Here is a 16,519-nt window from a genome sequence, read left to right as displayed (position 1 = left end):
GATGCTGCGCGTCCGATGCGCAGGGAATATAACGCAAAAAGGCGGCCCCCGCCGGGCCGCCCTTGTGCGAGTGCCGCCTATACAGGTGGCTTGTTGAGGGCGCAACCCCGCCCGGATGGGCAGGCGCGCGGCTTTCAACGACCGATCTGGTTCCAGGCTTCAGCGATTTCGGCGATGATGGCGTGGGCCTGATCGACCGGCTCGGCAGACCGTTCCTTGGCGCCGACCAGCAGCAGCCGGCGCGCTTCGCGGTAGATTTGCGCCAGGCCGACCGAAATGTCGCCGCCCTTGTCGAAGTCCAGGCTCGATTCGAGCGCGAACAGGATCGACATCGCCCGCGCCTGCTTGTCCGACACCTTGACCCGGTCGCCGTTGCGCTCGGCCAGCGCCGCCGCTTCGAGCGCCTGCAGCAACTCGTCGAACAGGATTTTCACCAATGCATGTGGCGTAGCGCCTTCGGTGCGGCTGCCCGAATGGACAGCGGCGTAACGGCGTGCCGCGCTGGCGCCTGCATAACCCTGATTGTAGAACATTGTCTGCTGCGTCCCCGATTAATTGCTGTTGCTATTGTTCCAGACCTCGATCTGCTGTTCGAGGTAGCTTTGCGTCGCCTTGAGCGCGGACAGCCGCGTCTCCATCGCTGCGTAGATGGTGGTCAGATGCTCCTGATAATTGGTCATCTTCTCATCCAGATCTTCGAGCTGCTTGGTAAATTCCTCGGCCTCCGCGTCGTAGCGCTTCTGCGCGGTCTTGAGCGGGCCGTCGTCCTTCTCGATATTGTCGCGGACGGTGTCCATCAGAGCGGATAGGCCGGGGCTGGCGGTGGTCGACACCTTGGGATTCACCATGTTGGTGACGCCTTCCGGGTCGGTTTCCATCGCCGTGGCCAGCCGGGCGGTGTCGAGCGTCAGCGTGCCGTCGCGATTGGTCGACACGCCGATGTCCGACAGCGTCTTGTAGGTGCCGGTCGCCGACAACTGGGTCGACGTGATCGACGCCAACTGGCGCTTCATGTCGCGCACGCCGGCCACGCCGTTCAGCACGCCAGCACTGGACGAATCCGCACCGGTCGCCGTTGCGGTGTTCAGTGCCTTCATCAACGTATTGTAGGCGTCGACAAATTCCTTGAGCAGATCGGACAGACCGGCCGTGGGCTGGCTCATCGACAGGGTCACGGTGGTGCCGGGCGACGCCTTGTTCAGGTCGATCCGCAGATAGGGGATCGCATCGTCGATCGTGTTGCTGGCATATTCATAGGCCACGCCGTCGAGCGTGATCTTGGCGTTCTGCGGGGTGGAGGAGCTGGTGAAGCTCATGCCGCCCAGGATGCTGCTGCTGTCGTCGGCGCTGGTGCTGATCGTGAAATCATTGTCGGCACCGGTCGCGCCCTTGAAGACCAGGCGCGTGCCCTGCGTATCGGTGACGACCCGCGCCGTGACGCCGGTGTCGCCGGCATTGATGGCGGCGGCGAGGCCGGCAAATGTGTTGTTGCTCGAATCGAGCGTGATCGTGGTTGCTTCGCCGGCCGCGTTGGTGATGGTGAAGCTGCCGGTGCCGATCACGGTGCTGCCGGTCGCGCCGCTGGTTGCGGCGGAGGAATAGACGCGGGCCGAAGCGAGCTGATCGACCGTCAACTGGGCGGGCAGGCCGCTGGGGCTGCCGCCGCTCAACAGGGTGACCGATGCGATGCTGGCGTCGTTGGAGGCGGCCGTGCCGGTATAGGCGGCGCCCGACAGCACTTCGGTCAGGGCGTCGGCAAAGGTGTCGAGCGAGCTGATGGCGGAAGCCAGCGCCGAAATGCGTGAGCTGTTGAGCGTCTGGCGGCTGGTGATCGCCGTCTGCTTGGGCTCGCGGGTCGCGCTCACCAGACTGGAGACCAACGCCGAGGTGTCGATACCCGACCCTGCGTTGAGCGCCGTCAAAATGCTGCTGCCTACCGAAGTCATGCGCCGTCCTTTCAAGGGGATAGAACGGCGCTAGCGGCAAGACCTTTAGGAATGATTTTCGCTGCGCCGGAACGATAGGACTCAGCCCGCGGACGTGGTGACCTGCTCTACCGTCCCGCGCGACAGATGCGCCTGCGCGGCGTGGGAATAGGATGCGCGCTCCACGATGCGCCGGGCCAGCACGGCGGCATGTTCCACCGCTTCCTTGCTGGCGGGCGGCAGCGGCACAAGCACCATCGGGCGCGGGATCATCGCCTGGATCGCGCCAGCCGCATCATCGACGCTGCCGCCGCCCGACTGAAGGTCGGCAAGAATTTCAGAGATCCTTGCATGAACTTCCACATATTCTGCGACGCTGGCAAGATCGTCATCGACGACGACGGCCCTGGTCTGTGGCGCGGGCTGCACTTTTTCCCGAACGGGCACCTCGGCAGAACGACTGGCCGCCACAGGCGGCACGGCCTGGACGGGTGATGGCGCGCGCGAAACGGCCCTGTCGACGGGCGTCAGTTCGCTTCTGGAAACATAGTCGTTCATGACGCACCAATCCTAATGCGTCCCCAATGAAGAGATTACGGACGAGCGCGGTTAAACTTTAATGCATCATGCATATTTTTTTCGCGCATCAGATAAAGGGCGACCGCGATGGGAATGAGGCCGGGGCCGGGCAGCCCTGCCATGCCGGCAGCCAGTTGCAGCAAAGGCAGGAAAAAAGCCAGGTTCGGCACGATCCGGCCGCCCTGCCCGACGGCGAGCGCCAGCACCGCCATCGCAGCGAAGGACAGGGTGTCGTAGGAGAGCATATAGGGCGTGGCCGACACGGCGCAGGCGAGGAACAGCAGGTTGGCCGACAGGTCGGTGGCGGCAGGCCGGTGGCGGAAGCGCAGCCAGACAAGCGTGGCGGCCAGCAGGCTGAGCGCCATTTGCAGCCCGCTCGCCAGCGAGACAGGGACTCCGACGACGCGCAGGTTCATGAAGAGGGTCGGCATGAACGGGCCGGCGAGATGGTCGGGATCGCTGAGGACCAGCGACTGGTTGGCAATGCCGGTTGCGACATAAATGCGCCAGATATCGACACCCCACAGCAGCGCGACGATCGCCGCCAGCACCAGGCTGGACAGGGCGGCCGCGGCGAAGGCGCGCCAGTTGCGGGTGGCGAGGAACAGGATCGGGACGAGCAAGGCCAGCTGCGGCTTGACCAGCAACAGGCCGACCAGCGCCCCGGCCAGCCAGGGTCGGCTGTCGCGCCAGCGCAGCACGGTCAGGAGGATCGCGGCGGCGAACAGCGCGAACTGGCCGGACATGACGCCCAGCAACGCGGCGGGCGCGGCCAGCGGCAGGGCGACGACCCGCCATGCGCGCGTCCACAGGCGGAGTGCGACAAGGAAGGCGACGGTTCCACACAATGTCCACAGCGCCAGCGCGGGCAGATAGGGCAGCAGGCCAAATGGCGCGGCGACCAACATGGCGACCGGCGGATAGGACCAGAGCTGACCGGGATATCCGCCGCCCACAATCGGCCCCAGCGCGGCGAGATAGGCGTCCATGTCGTAATAGCGCTGCGGGTTCGCCTCCCACGCGGCGCGGCCGTACATCCAGATATTGAGGAAATCGCGCCCGACCACCAGCGAAGTGCCGTCACGCGGGATGCCGTGCCCCGGCGTCAGGGTTGATATATAGGCGGGGACGAAGACCAGCAGCAACAGGGCCGCACCGACCCATAAGAGGTGCAGCCGGTTTGCCATGGCGCTTATTGCTTGCGTCCATCCGCGTTGAACCGCAGATCTTCGGGCACGGTGATGAAGGGCCGGTCCATTTCGGTCGCCATCTTGTTTTCCACGCGGAAGACGAAGGCCAGGACGGTCGCCACCGCCATATATAACCCTTCATTCACAATCTGTCCGGCGCGCGAGGTGAAGTAGATGGCACGCGCCAAGTCGGGATATTGCAGGACGGTCACGCCATTCTGGTCCGCCAATTCACGGATCGCCGCGGCGATCGCGTCGCAGCCGCGCGCGACCACGATCGGGGCGGCGTCGACGCCCGGCTTGTAGCGCAGGGCGACGGCGAAATGGGTCGGGTTGGTGATGATGACGCTGGCCTCCGCCACCGCCTGGCGGGTGGAGCCGTTCAGCACCTCGAACTGGCGGCGCCGCAATTGCCCTTTCATTTCAGGCGAGCCTTCGCTTTCCTTATGCTCGTCCTTGATCTCCTGCTTGCTCATGCCCAGCCGCTTGGCGCGCTGCATGATCTGGGCGGGGACATCGATGCCCGCGATCAGGAACAGCCCGCCCGCCATCACCAGACAGGTCAGGATGAACAGATTGCCCAGGTCCGCCATGGCGGGCGCGACGCCCATCTTGCCCAGCGCCGTGATCTCCGTCAGCCGATCCCAGATGAACCAGATGCCGATGCTGCCCAGCAGGCCGATCTTGGCGATGGATTTCACCAGTTCGATCAGGCCCTGCGTGCCGAAAATCTTCTTGATGCCCGCCGCCGGGTTCATCTTCGACGCCTTGGGCGCGAAGGCGCCGGGACGAAAGCCGAGCGAGCCGAGCAAGGCGGGCGCGGCGATCGCGGCGATGAAGGTGGCGAGCATGACGCCCGCCGCCGGCAGGGCGATCGCGCCGAGCAGTTCGGCCCCCCGCGCGGCCGGCGAGAAGTCGATAATATCCTCGCGACGGAAGCGCAGCGCGTCGGTCAGCATGTCCGACAGGGCGTCGATCAGCGACGGGCCGGTGATCGCCAGCCAGGCGATGCCGGCCATCACCACCAGCGCCGTGCCCAACTCGCGCGACTGGAGGATGTCGCCCTTCTTGGCGGCGTCATCCAGTTTCTTCTGGGTCGGTTTCTCGGTCTTTTCGCCGCCGCCTGGACTGTCCGCCATCGCTTATCGTCCTTCCGCGATCGACTGGGCTTCTTCCAGCCCGGCCTTGAGCGAGGCGGTCATGCCTTCAGCCATGATCGGCGTGGCGATGGCGAGCAGGATCAGGCCCGCCATCATCGCCACCGGCATCCCGACCGCGAACAGGTTGAGCGAGGGTGCGGCGCGGGCCAGCATCCCCATCACCACCTGCACCAGCACCAGCGCGAAAGCGACCGGCAGCGCCACGGTGACGCCTGCGCCCAGCAGCGCGCCGCCGAAGGAGATGAGGCGCCAGACGGTGTCGTTCGACAATATGCCAGCGCCGGGCGGGATCGCCTGATAGCTTTGCACCACGAAGCTGGCGAGCAGCAGATGACCGTCCATGCCGAGCAGCAGGAAGGTAGCGAGGATCGAGAGGAAAGTGCCCAGCACCTGGGTCGACTGGCCCGACGAGGGATCGACCATCGCCGCGAAATTGAGGCCCATGGCGTTGCCGATTGTCTCCCCCGCGACGAAGGCGGCGGCATAGCCGATCTGGACCGCAAACCCCAAGGCGAGGCCCGCCATGACTTCGCCCGCGACCATCATCACGCCTTCGAAGCTGGCGACGCCGTCCTGCGGCAGGGTGATGGTGACGCTATTGAGCGCGGCGAGGCCCAGCGCCAGGCTGAGGATCAGGCGCAGTTGCAGCGGGACGGCGGGCGCGCCGAAGACCGGCGCGGCGATGAAGGCCGCGCCCGGCCGGATCATGGCGATCAGCCAGACCCAGAGCTGGTTTTCGACCCCGGCGAAGCCCGGCGCGATCATTGCCCGTTCCTCACTGGAGCAGGTCCGGGATGCGTTCGAAGATTTCGCGGGTGAAGTCGGCGATCAGCACCATGATCGACCCGCCGAACAGCGCCAGCATACCGCCGACGACGATGATCTTGGGAATGAAGCTCAATGTCTGTTCGTTGATCGAGGTCGCGGCCTGCACCATGCCGATAATGAGGCCCGCGATCAGCGCCGGAATCAGCACGGGCGCAGCAGCCAGCGCCGTGATCCACAGCGCCTGTTGGGCCAACCCCATGAAGAAATCGGCATTTTCCATGGCCTACCGCACCAATGGATGGGGGAGAGGATGGCTGGTCATGTCGCGAATGATCCCGCGAGCGACCCCATGGTCAGCGCCCAGCCATCGACCAGCACGAACAATAAGAGCTTGAACGGCATGGATATGATCGTGGGCGACAGCATCATCATGCCCAGCGCCATCAGCGTGGACGCGACGACCAGGTCGATGATGAGGAAGGGCAGGAAGATCATGAAGCCGATCTGGAACGCGGTCTTCAATTCGCTGGTGACGAAGGCGGGTAGCAGGATCGTGAAGGGAATGTCGTCGGGCGTGCGGAAGGCGGGCGCCTTGGCGAGATTCTGGAACAGCTTGAGGTCGCTTTCGCGCGTCTGCTTCGACATGAAGCCGTGCAGCACCTTGCCCGAGCGGCCGACCGCTTCCTCGATGCTGATCTGGCCCTTGCCATAGGGATCGAAGGCCTGCGCATTGATGGTGTCGATCGCGGGGCGCATCACGAACAGCGAGAGGAAGAGGGTCAGACCGACCAGCACCTGGTTGGGCGGGGTTTGTTGCAGGCCCAGCGCCTGGCGCAGCAGCGACAGGACGATGATGATGCGGGTGAAGCTGGTCATCATGAGCACGAGCGACGGCAGCACCGTCAGCAGGCTCATCAGGACGAGGATCTGAAGGCTGAGCGAAAGCGAGCGGCCGTCGCCCGAAATCTGACCCATAGCGCGGCTCAATGCGCCGCTGTTATCGACGGGTGGTGCGGCGGCGGGCGCGGCCTGGGCAAAGGCGGGGACGGTGAAGAGCAGGACCGCAAGAAGGATCATGGCCGCAAGGGCGGGCAACCACCGCCGCAACGGTCCGGCCTCAGCGCAGGCGGACATGATCGCCTTCCGCGATCTTCTCGATCCGGCTGCGGGTGACGGACAGCAGGATCTTCTTGCCCTCGAACTCGACCACGGCCAGCTTGCCGAAGGCGCCCATCGGCAGCGCTTCGAGCAGCTTCAGGGACCGGTCGCCCTGCCCCGCCATCATGCCGGGCTGATATTTGCGCCACAGCCACAGCGCGCCAAAGGCCATGCCGCCCACCAGCGGCAGCAGGATCAGCAGTTTGACGAAATACCAGAACATGAAATGGCCTGCCCGCAGCTATGGTTAACCCGCCTGCGATCCGCAGTTTCGCGGCGGAAGGCAAGCTGAAAATCAATGGCGTAAAATCAGAAGCGCCCCGTCAGCCGCGCCGTTCGATGCCGGCGAGGCGATTTTCGGTCGCGGCGATATCGACGATGCGGATGCCATAACGGCCGTTCACCGTCACCACCTCCCCCTTTGCGATCAGCGCGCCATTGACCATGATGTCGAGCAGATCGTCGGCCTGGCGGTCCAGTTCGACGATGCTGCCTTCGGCCAGGTCCATGACTTCGGCCAGGCGCAGCGAGGTGGAGCCGACCTCCACCGACATGCGGACGGGGATATCGGCCAGCAGCTTGAACTGGCGGTTGTTGGTCATCCGGCTCACCGGATCTTCGCCACGCTCCATGCGGGGCGCTTCGCTCATGTCGCTCATTGGTCTGGTCCCTGTGCAAGCTTTTCAATCTGGAAGGCGGCGCGGCCGTCCTGTTCGCCGATCGTGCCATGCGCGACGATGCGGTTTCCGACGATCAACGGCAGCGATCGGCCGATGGTGACGGGGATGACGTCGCCGACCTTGAGCTGCATCAGCTCGGCCAGCGAGAGGTTGGGGCGCGCCAATACGGTGCGCGCGGGCATGCGGATGTCGCGCATCCGCCTGGCGATCCGCGCCTGCCAGACGGGGTCGAGATGCTCCTCGTCGGCGGGGATGTTGCTGCCCATCAGCGCCTCGACGCCCCGCAGGGCTGACAAGGGAAAGACCAGGTCGATCGGCCATTCCTGTTCGCGGGTGATGGAGACGGTGAAGCGTTGCAGCACCATCTGGTCGCCGGGTTGCGCCGCCGCGGCATAGCCCACCGCGCTTTCGCGCAGAACCAGGCCCTGCTCCAGCGGCAGGATGTCGGCCCAGGTTTCGACCAGGCGGGTGGCGATGGAATCGGACAGGCGCGCGATCAGCCGGTCTTCGGTCGGTGTGAACTCGCCGCGCGTAGGCAGCGGGCGATTGCCGATGCCGCCATAGAAGCAATCGACCATGGTGGAGATCATGGCTGCGTCCATGCGCAACAGCATCTGGCCCTTGAGCGGCAGCAGACGATAGATGGACAGGCTGCAAAAGGCCGGAACTTCCGCCGTCCAGGCCGCGAAGTCCAGCACACGCGTGTCCTGCGCTACGACATGCGGGCGCACGCCGGCGATCGGTTCGATCAAGGCGCGCATACGCCGGCCGAGCTTTTCGCCCAGCCGGTCCAGCCCCGGCAGCATGATCGGCGCCTGCGAATCCCCGCGCCCGAAGGCGTAGGTCTGTACGTCGTCCATCTTGGTCCCCTGCCCCATAGCGGATCAGGGGACGTCCCGATCCTGTGGTGCAGGGCCATTAATAACGAAAATGGTAAAATTGGAGTTAATAGGGCGACGATCTGCGCGAGCGACGATCGCGGCGGGCCTTGCCCGTTTCAGCCGTTTCGTTGCGCTGCGGAGGACGCTCTGCGGTACACTTACTGGATAACGAAGTTCGTGAAATAGACGTTGTCCACGCCGCCATAACCGGTCTTCTGCTTCAGGATATCGTTGATGATGCCCTTGATCTTGCCCTGGAGCATCTGCTTGCCCTTCGGCGTATCGAGCACTTCCTGCGGCTGCTCTGCCAGCATCATCAGCACCTGGCTGCGGATCGGCATCTCATGCTGCTTGATCGCGGCGATCACGCGATAGTCATAATAGGTCGACACGGCGATGGTGATCTGCGCAAAGGCATCTGTGTCCGACATGTTCGACGTAAAGGGCGCCTGAAGCTGGAAATAGGTCGCCTGATAGGCGGCCGGATTGGCCGGCGTCGGCAGGTCCATGCCCTTGCCGGGCGCATGGCCCGCGGACACGGCATGGCTTTCCCCGCCGCCGCCATGACCGCCGCCTTCGCCGCCGCCGCCCGCTTCGCCCGCCCAGCCATGGGCAGTCGCGATCGCCTGCGCATCCTCACCCGCCAGCACCAGCACCGGCTTGTTCGGGTCTTCCTTCGGCCCTTCCGCCTTGGGGCTGAAGAAGCCGGCCGCGTACAGGCCGCCCGCTGCGCCTGCGCCACCCACGACGACGCCGACGACCAGCAGCAGGATCATCTTCATGCTCCCGCCCTTCTTTTTCTTGGCCTTAGGCTCGTCGCTCATCGTTCTGGTCCCCTAGGATAAAGTGCTGGTCACGCGTAGCGCGCGCGAACGGCCCCGCCGGCGTTTTCGCCGACGTCCGTATGGTTAAGAACGGCAGCATCACTCCCCGCTTTATGCCCGAAGGCGATATTTTCACGCGGCTGGCCGCGACCCTGCATATGCGACTGGGCCGACGACTGCCCCATCATCCCCTGACCCGCTCCCTGCCCCATGGCCTGATGGGCGTTCTGGCCCTGACCGCCGGATGGCTGTTGCGACGAATTCTGGTTGCCGCCGCTGTCCGCCCGCGCGGTTTCCGCGACAGGCGGCGCACGCTCGATCTTCACCTCGCTGATGCGCACCGCGGACAGACCCGCGTCCAGCTTCAGCCGGTCGCCCTCCTGCCGCAAGGCCTGTTCGGCCGCGTCGGTCGCGACTGTCAGGCTGACGGCGGCGCCGTCGGCGCCTTGGCGGATATCGACCTGGATCGGGCCGAGCTGGTCGGCGTTGATCTGGAACCGGCCCTGCGCGCCATTGGCCGACAGGCCGGCGATGTCGCGCGCCAATCCGTCGATCCACTGGCCTGATACGCTCATGTCCACCACCTGCGCGCCGAGGCTGGCGGAGAGATCGACGGTCGGGATGGCGGTTGCGATGGTCGCGAGCGGCGGCGTGCTTGGCTGAACCAGCGGTGCCAGCATCGATATACCGTCGTTCATCGCCGTCGGCAGGATCGCGGGCGCTGCGTCGGGGACCGTGTCGCGGACTGATGCGGCGGTTTCGGTTCGGCGCGGCGCGCGCAAGCTCATATGATCGCGCACCAACTGGAGCAGCGAGACGGCCTCCGCGCGCGGCTTGGTGGGCCCGGTGGGGAGGCTCGCCTGTGCGATGTCGATGGGCTGATCCAGGTCGTTCGCTTCCGAAGCCGCGGGCGCAGGCGTTACGACCGGCGTGGCCGACAAGGTTTCCGCGATCGGTGCAGCGACGGGCGATGCGGGAGTGGCCTGCGGGACCGGCCGGGCGGCTGGCGCGAGGTCGGCATTCTGCATGAGGGTAGCCGGAGCAGGCTGGCTGGCCGGGTGCGTGGCGTCCGGGGCAGGCATGGCAGCGGGCTTGCCGATCGACCTTTGCTCTACAGGCAGATCGGCGGAGGCGATCGCAGCTTGCGTCGGCAGCGGCGACACGGCGCTCGCCTCTGGCGCTGGTGCGACGGACGCAAGCGGCGCGGCCTCGACCGGCATCGGCGCGACGTCGTTCGACGCGACGGTCGGGGGCATCGGGATCACGGGGGACGGCGATGCTGTTGCTTCCGCAGCGATGAGGCTGGGTCGATCGACCGATGCGTCCGGGACGGACCGCGGCATGGGGGACGGTGCGGCGGTCGATCGCGAGACGGGGGACGGACCAGCGGCCTTCTTGGCCTGGACCGCTTCGGCTGGTGCTGCTTCGGCTGGTGCTATTTCGGGTTGCGCGACGACAGGCGCAGCGATTGGAACAGGCGCGGTCGGCTGAGCCGGCGGCTGGCGGTCGTCCTGCGCAACGGGCATCGTCTCGTCTTCGGACGCCGACGGTTCGTGCGTGTCCAGCGCCCCGGATGTTTCGGTCGGCAGCGAGGCGGCGACAGGATCGACCGAAACGGCATCGTGCGGCCGCGCGGGATGCGCCTTGACCGGCGCGGGCACGGACCGCTCGACGGTGGCAGACGCGATCGGGGCCTTGGCAACCATTATGGTCGCGGGCAGCGCCGAAGCAGCCCCGGCACCCTGCGCCTGTTGCGGCAAGGAAATGTCGTCCCGCGCGTCGTCATCATTCAGGGAAACGATCTCGACTGGTGGCTCGACCGGTGCGGCGGGCGTGGCGGGCGTGGCGGGCGCGAACGCCTCGTCCACCTCGGAAAGTGCGACGACGAGCTGGACAGTTGTTTGGGGTTTTCCCGATTTTGGCAAGGGTGCGACAGAGGCAACCGGAGGTGTCGAAATCGCGATGGCAGGATGCCAGTCAGGCACATCAATCTCTTGATTTTCAATGCTATTTATAACGGGCGCGACACTTTCCGTTGCGGCGGCAACCGGCGCAGCCGGCTGCGCGGCGACGGTCGGCATAGTGCCCACGCTGTTCAACACTTGCGCGAAGTCCGTGCTGCCGTCGGCCGACATGGCGTCGGTCTTCACACCCGGCGATGCGGGCGTGGCGAACAAGAGCGCCTTGAGGCTGGTCAGCATGGTCATCATCAAACGTCCCCGTTACGCTGCATCCGGCGATAGCGCGGCAGCGCGGCAAGCCTTGTCTCACGCCACTCCTCCAGATCCGCGCGGGCGCGGTCCTTGAGGCGGGTGGCGATTTCCTTCTCGCGGTTCGCTGCAAGAGTCATGCCTTCTTTGGCCTCGACCTTGCGCTTGGCATCATAAAGCGCGCCGTCAAGCTGTCGCCCGGCCTGTTCCAGCCGGGTCGCCAGTTCCTGCATGGCGGCGAAGGACGCGCCGGTGGCCATGCCCTCCGTCTCGAACAATTCGCTGCGCACCTTGCGCAGGCGGTCGATATTGCGGGCAAGGCCATCGGCTTCGTCGCGCGCGCGAGCCGTTTCCGCGACCGCCATGGCATGTTGGACATGGCGGACGCGCAGCACGCGCTGACGGCGGCCGACCAGCCCCTTCATGCGCTAAAGCCCGCGACCAGCGCATCGGCGCTGGTGTCGAGGTCGATGCGGCTCTTCTGGTCCTGGCGGATGAAGTCGAGGATTTCCTGACGGCGGCGGACGGCTTCGTCGATGACCGGGTCGTTGCCGGGGCGATAGGCGCCCATCAGGATGAGATCGCGATTTTCCTCATAGGCGGCCCAGAGGCGGCGATAATTGGCGGCGGCCATGCGATGCTCGTCCGGCGCCACGTCGGCCATGACGCGCGAAAGCGACTTGCCGATGTCGATGGCGGGAAAGATCGCCTGTTCGGACAGATGGCGCGAGAGGACGAAATGGCCGTCCACGATGGCGCGGGCGGCGTCCACGATCGGATCGTCGGTATCATCGCCATCGGCCAGCACGGTGTAGAGCGCGGTGATCGACCCGCCGGTGCGGGCGTCCACCCCTGCCCGCTCGACCAGACGGGGGATGAGCGCGAGGGCGGAGGGCGGATAGCCCTTCATCGCGGGCGGCTCGCCCAGCGCCAGGCCGATTTCGCGCTGGGCATGGGCGCAGCGGGTGAGGCTGTCGATGAGGAGCAGCACCTTCTTGCCCCGCGCGCGATAATATTCGGCGATGGCGGTGGCGCGCGCGGCGGCGCGCAGGCGCAGCACCGGGGGATGATCGGCGGGCACGGCGACGACGATGCTCTTGTGCATCGTGTGCTTGAGCTTGGTTTCCAGGAAGTCGCTGACTTCGCGGCCACGTTCGCCGATCAGGCCGACGACGACGATATCCGCTTCGGCCCCGGCGATCATCTGGCCCATCAGCACGGATTTGCCGACGCCGGAGCCAGCGATGATGGCGATGCGCTGGCCGCGCCCGGCGGTGAGCAGCGCGTTGACGGCGCGGACGCCCAGGTCGAACGCTTCGGTGACGCGACCCCGGTCGAGGACGTTGCCCTTCACACCGTTCAATGGCCAGGTGCCGCCCGCGATGATCGGCCCCTTGCGATCGAGCGGCTGGCCCATGGCGTCGATGACGCGACCGATCAGACCATCGCCGACCTGCACCATATTGGCCTGGCTGTCGGGTTCGACGCGGATGCCGTTTTCCAGCGGGGCGTCGGCATCGAGCGGGACCAGCAAGGTGCGGTCGCCGCGAAAGCCCACGACTTCGGCGCGGCAGACGGAGCCGTCGCTGGCCATGACGCGCGCGCCAGAGCCGATCGGACGGCGAAAGCCGGTAACTTCCAACATGCCCGCATCATGGCTGACCAGACGGCCGATCCGGCGGGGCGCGCGGTTCTGGACCTGGAGGTGGTCGAACAGGCTTTCGGCCTGGGCCAGCGCGGCGCGGATCATGCTTTCCCTTCCATATCGTCCATCAGCGCGCGCAGGCGGGCCAGACGGACGTCCGGGCCGTCCTCGACCCAGCCATCGGCGGTTTCGAGCCGCACGCAGCCGCGATGCATGGCCTTGTCGCCGACCAGCTTGACGCCGATCGTCTCGCCTTCCAGCAGGGTGATGTCGTCGGGATGGAGATGCAGGGCGCTCTTGCCCTCATTATCCTCGATGAAGGCGGCGACGGTGTCGCAGCGCTGCACCAGCCGTTCGATGTCGATCTCCACTTCGCCGACAATCTGTTCGACCAGGCGGACGACGGTGGCCGACAGCATGGTGGACAGCATCCCGCTGGGCGCAGGTGACAGCGTTTCCAGCGCTTGCGTCAAACGCTCGCGTGCGTCGCTCTCTTCGCCATGGGTCTGGGCGGTGACGCGGCAACCTTCATCGAAGCCCATGGTGAAGGCCTCCATCCGGGCCTCCTCCATCAGGTCGATTTCCGGCTCCGCTTCGATCACGCCATTGCGCATCGTGCCGGTCCCGGTCTGGCCGGGCAGGCTGGCATAGAGGCTGCGAAAGCCGCCTTCTGCCGGGCGGAAGCCCGCGACGGCAACGGGCGTCGCATCCTGAACCGCAACGCCCCCCCAAAAGTTAGACAAAGTCGTTCCCCTTGCCGCCCAGCATGATGGTGCCAGCGTCGGCCATGCGGCGCGCGGTGGCGATGATGAGTTTCTGCGCGTCGATGACTTCGGCGAGGCGGATCGGGCCGCGTTCCTCGATCTCGTCGGCGATCGCCTGCGCGGCGCGGGCGGACATGGAGCTGAAAATCTTCGCCTTGAGCATGTCGTTCGCGCCCTTGAGCGCCACGACCAGCACCTGGCTGTCGACAGTGCGCATCAGCGTGCCCAGATTCTTGTCATCCATGTCGATCAGGTTGTCGAAGACGAACATCTCTTCCTCGATCGTCTGGGCGATCATCTTGTCGCGCTTGGCGACGGCCTTCATGATCCGCAGTTCATTGTCTTTGCGGACATTGTTCATGATCGCGGCCGCTTCGACCGTGCCGCCGCGCTGCGACGCCGCGCCCTGCTTCTTGACCGGGCCGCGCAGCAGCAACTGTTCCAGATCATCGAGCGCCTCGTTCGACACCGGGCCGAGCGTGGCGATGCGATAGACGATCTCTTCCTGATATTCGGACGGCAGCAATTGCAGCACGTCGGCGGCGACCGGCGCTTCCAGATGGGCCAGCACGATCGCCATGATCTGCGGATGCTCCATCTCGATCAGCGTGCCGATTTCCTTGGCGTCCATCCATTTCAGCATTTCTAGCTGGGTTGAACGGGTCGGCGGGGTGATACGCGCCAGGATGGTCTCCGCGCGCTCTTCTCCCAGCGCCTTGGTCATCGCGCCACGGATATGGCGGGTCGCGCCATAGCCGATGGTGGTGCGCTTCTTCGCCTTGGTCACGAAATGATCGAGCGCTTCGTTGACCTCCTCGGGATCGACATCCTGCACGTCATACATGGCATAGCCGAGCTGACGGACTTCTTCGGGTTCCAGGCGGGACAGGATCTGGGCGGCTTCATCCTCATCGAACAACATCAGGAGGACGGCGGCGGCGGCGCTGCCTTTCAGCGCTTCAGGGCGACCGGGGACGATCTCAGGCATTTTCCTTCTTAGCCTCCTTCAGCAGGTCGCGGACAACCAGAGCGGCGCGATCGGGATCCTGCTTCACGAAGTTGCGGATCAGGTCGGCGCGCTGGGCGTAGTCGTAAGTGGAGGAGATCATGTCGAGCGTGATCTTGGGTTCGGCGCCGTTCGGGCCGGCTACGACGGCCTGCTTGGTGATTTCGCTGGAAATCTCGCGACCGATGCGTTGGCCTTCTTCCGGGGTCGGCGCAGCCAAAGCGTCGGGCGCGGCGGCGCGGCGCTTGAGCAGCGGGCGACCGATGCCGAAGATGACCAGGAGCGCGACCAGCAGCGCCGACACGTTGCGCACCAGCGGCGACATCCAGTCGGCTTCATACCAGGGTGTCGTCGCCTCTTGCGTCTTGAGGAAGCTGCGCGAGGACAGCGCCACCACGTCGCCACGGGATTGGTCGAAGCCGACCGCGCCCTTCACCAGCGCTTCCAAAGCGGCGATTTCCTGTGGCGTGCGGGCCTTGCCATCGGGCGCAGTGTCGAGCGCCACGGCGACCGACAGGCGCTTGACCGTGCCGATGGCGTCGCGGGTGACCGACACTTCGCGGCCCAGCTCGAAGCTGCGGTTGAACGTTTCTTCGGTCTTCATCAGCGGGTTGGGCGGGGTGCCGGGCTGACCCGCCTGCGCGCCCTGCGCGGTCTGGCCCTGCGCCACGGCCTGGCCATTGGGGTTGGTCTGGGTCACGGTCGGGTTGACCGGGGCCTGATTGCTGAGCGCGCCGGGAATGCCGGATGCTTCGCCCGCGCCCTGGCCGCGCGGATCGGACGCCCAGGTGCCGGTTTCGTTGCGCAGACGGGCTTCGTCCTGCGGATAGGTTTCGCGAGTCGCCTGGCGCTCGGCGAAATTCAGTTCGGCATGGACCTCGGTCGAGAAATTGCCGGTGCCCAGGATCGGCGTCAGCAGCGCGATCACCGACTGGCGATAGCGATCCTCGATCTTGCCCTGAACGGCGAGCTGGCGATCGTCGGCGGCGTTGCCGTCATTGTTGCTGAGCAGGCGGCCATTCTGGTCGACCACCGAGATATCGTCCGGGTTGAGTTCCGGGATCGAGGAGGCGACGAGATGGACGATCGCACTGACCTGCTGGTCGGTAAGCGTGCGGCCATTGGCGAGACGCAGCATCACCGAAGCGGACGGCTTGCTCCGTTCGCGCAGGAAGACGCTGGGCGGCTCGACGGCGAGATGCACCTTGGCAGTTTCGACGCTGTCGATCGCCTCGATCGTGCGGGCCAGGTCCATTTCGCGGGCCGAGCGCAGCTTTTCGCCTTCAACGGCGCGCGAAGCCCCCATCGGCAGGCTGTCGATCATGCTGTTGCCGTCGGGCGCGCTCTTGGGCAGGCCCTGCGCGGCGAGCATCATCTTGGCCTTGAAATAATCGTCCTGGCCAACGGTCATGCCGCCGCTGTTATCGAAGTCATATTTGATGCCATTCTGGTCCAGCACCTGCGCGACGGCCGACTTGTCGGTATCGGGCAAGGCGCGGAACAGGTCGCGCTGCGGCGGTTCGCGCAGCGCGAGCCAGGCGGCCCCGGCCACCGCGACGGTGCCGAGCAGGCCGAGCAGCGGCAGGCTTTTCGCCACGGCGGGCTGTTTGATGAAGCCGGTGAAGCGCGCCTTGAGCGCGTCCACGCCCTTGGCGCCTCCGCCAAAGGCGGGCGCCGGGGTGAGAGCAGGCGCCGATGCGCCGACATTGGTGCTGAGTGCGTTTTCCAT

The 16,519-nt window shown here is 65.8% G+C and carries 18 protein-coding genes; all 18 read right to left on the bottom strand.

Annotated elements, in window-relative coordinates:
• Positions 1–134: 134 nt before the first annotated feature.
• Entirely contained in the window at positions 135–533 is a 399-nt protein-coding gene (locus tag SBA_RS06255; RefSeq protein ID WP_261936255.1) for a flagellar export chaperone FliS, read from the bottom strand.
• An 18-nt stretch (positions 534–551) separates the two neighbouring features.
• On the bottom strand, positions 552–1,946 hold the full coding sequence (fliD, locus tag SBA_RS06250) for a flagellar filament capping protein FliD (protein ID WP_224548572.1): 1,395 nt from the start codon (positions 1,944–1,946) through the stop codon (positions 552–554).
• An 81-nt stretch (positions 1,947–2,027) separates the two neighbouring features.
• On the bottom strand, positions 2,028–2,483 hold the full coding sequence (locus tag SBA_RS06245; RefSeq protein ID WP_261936254.1) for a hypothetical protein: 456 nt from the start codon (positions 2,481–2,483) through the stop codon (positions 2,028–2,030).
• A 35-nt stretch (positions 2,484–2,518) separates the two neighbouring features.
• Positions 2,519–3,691, bottom strand: coding sequence for a glycosyltransferase family 87 protein (locus SBA_RS06240; RefSeq protein WP_261936253.1), 1,173 nt, complete (start codon positions 3,689–3,691; stop codon positions 2,519–2,521).
• A 5-nt stretch (positions 3,692–3,696) separates the two neighbouring features.
• On the bottom strand, positions 3,697–4,833 hold the full coding sequence (gene flhB / locus SBA_RS06235) for a flagellar type III secretion system protein FlhB (RefSeq protein ID WP_224548566.1): 1,137 nt from the start codon (positions 4,831–4,833) through the stop codon (positions 3,697–3,699).
• A 3-nt stretch (positions 4,834–4,836) separates the two neighbouring features.
• Positions 4,837–5,619: a flagellar biosynthetic protein FliR gene (gene fliR, locus SBA_RS06230; protein WP_066600050.1), complete on the bottom strand. Its 783-nt coding sequence runs from the start codon at positions 5,617–5,619 to the stop codon at positions 4,837–4,839.
• A 10-nt stretch (positions 5,620–5,629) separates the two neighbouring features.
• On the bottom strand, positions 5,630–5,902 hold the full coding sequence (gene fliQ, locus SBA_RS06225) for a flagellar biosynthesis protein FliQ (protein WP_066600048.1): 273 nt from the start codon (positions 5,900–5,902) through the stop codon (positions 5,630–5,632).
• A 38-nt stretch (positions 5,903–5,940) separates the two neighbouring features.
• Positions 5,941–6,699 carry a flagellar type III secretion system pore protein FliP gene (gene fliP, locus SBA_RS06220; protein WP_261936691.1) on the bottom strand — a complete coding sequence of 253 codons (759 nt, stop codon included), beginning with the start codon at positions 6,697–6,699 and terminating at the stop codon, positions 5,941–5,943.
• A 40-nt stretch (positions 6,700–6,739) separates the two neighbouring features.
• Positions 6,740–7,003, bottom strand: coding sequence for a FliO/MopB family protein (locus SBA_RS06215; RefSeq protein WP_066600044.1), 264 nt, complete (start codon positions 7,001–7,003; stop codon positions 6,740–6,742).
• A gap of 100 nt (positions 7,004–7,103) precedes the next feature.
• Positions 7,104–7,439, bottom strand: a complete 336-nt coding sequence (gene fliN, locus SBA_RS06210) for a flagellar motor switch protein FliN (protein ID WP_224548561.1) — start codon at positions 7,437–7,439, stop codon at positions 7,104–7,106.
• Complete coding sequence (locus SBA_RS06205) at positions 7,436–8,320, bottom strand: flagellar motor switch protein FliM (RefSeq protein ID WP_261936252.1); 885 nt, start codon at positions 8,318–8,320, stop codon at positions 7,436–7,438. Before SBA_RS06205 ends, fliN begins: the two co-directional genes overlap by 4 nt.
• Positions 8,321–8,499: 179 nt before the next feature.
• The gene (locus tag SBA_RS06200) at positions 8,500–9,165 is read right to left on the bottom strand and encodes a flagellar basal body-associated FliL family protein (RefSeq protein ID WP_261936251.1); all 666 of its coding nucleotides are present in this window, start codon (positions 9,163–9,165) and stop codon (positions 8,500–8,502) included.
• A 29-nt stretch (positions 9,166–9,194) separates the two neighbouring features.
• A complete protein-coding gene (locus SBA_RS06195) occupies positions 9,195–11,375 on the bottom strand; it encodes a flagellar hook-length control protein FliK (RefSeq protein ID WP_261936250.1) in 2,181 nt (726 codons plus the stop codon).
• Positions 11,375–11,800, bottom strand: a complete 426-nt coding sequence (locus SBA_RS06190) for a hypothetical protein (RefSeq protein WP_224548554.1) — start codon at positions 11,798–11,800, stop codon at positions 11,375–11,377. The genes SBA_RS06195 and SBA_RS06190 overlap by 1 nt, the downstream gene beginning before the upstream one ends.
• Positions 11,797–13,125, bottom strand: coding sequence for a FliI/YscN family ATPase (locus SBA_RS06185; RefSeq protein WP_261936249.1), 1,329 nt, complete (start codon positions 13,123–13,125; stop codon positions 11,797–11,799). Before SBA_RS06185 ends, SBA_RS06190 begins: the two co-directional genes overlap by 4 nt.
• Positions 13,122–13,763, bottom strand: a complete 642-nt coding sequence (locus tag SBA_RS06180; RefSeq protein WP_261936248.1) for a FliH/SctL family protein — start codon at positions 13,761–13,763, stop codon at positions 13,122–13,124. Before SBA_RS06180 ends, SBA_RS06185 begins: the two co-directional genes overlap by 4 nt.
• Positions 13,756–14,772 (bottom strand): flagellar motor switch protein FliG, encoded by a 1,017-nt coding sequence (gene fliG / locus SBA_RS06175; protein WP_261936247.1) that lies wholly within the window; start codon positions 14,770–14,772, stop codon positions 13,756–13,758. The genes SBA_RS06180 and fliG overlap by 8 nt, the downstream gene beginning before the upstream one ends.
• Complete coding sequence (fliF, locus tag SBA_RS06170) at positions 14,765–16,519, bottom strand: flagellar basal-body MS-ring/collar protein FliF (RefSeq protein ID WP_261936246.1); 1,755 nt, start codon at positions 16,517–16,519, stop codon at positions 14,765–14,767. Before fliF ends, fliG begins: the two co-directional genes overlap by 8 nt.

Source organism: Sphingomonas bisphenolicum (assembly GCF_024349785.1).
In the GTDB taxonomy this organism is placed as follows: Bacteria; Pseudomonadota; Alphaproteobacteria; order Sphingomonadales; family Sphingomonadaceae; genus Sphingobium; species Sphingobium bisphenolicum.
Note: the sequence above shows the minus strand (reverse complement) of the source record. Positions and strands in the feature narration are given on the sequence as shown.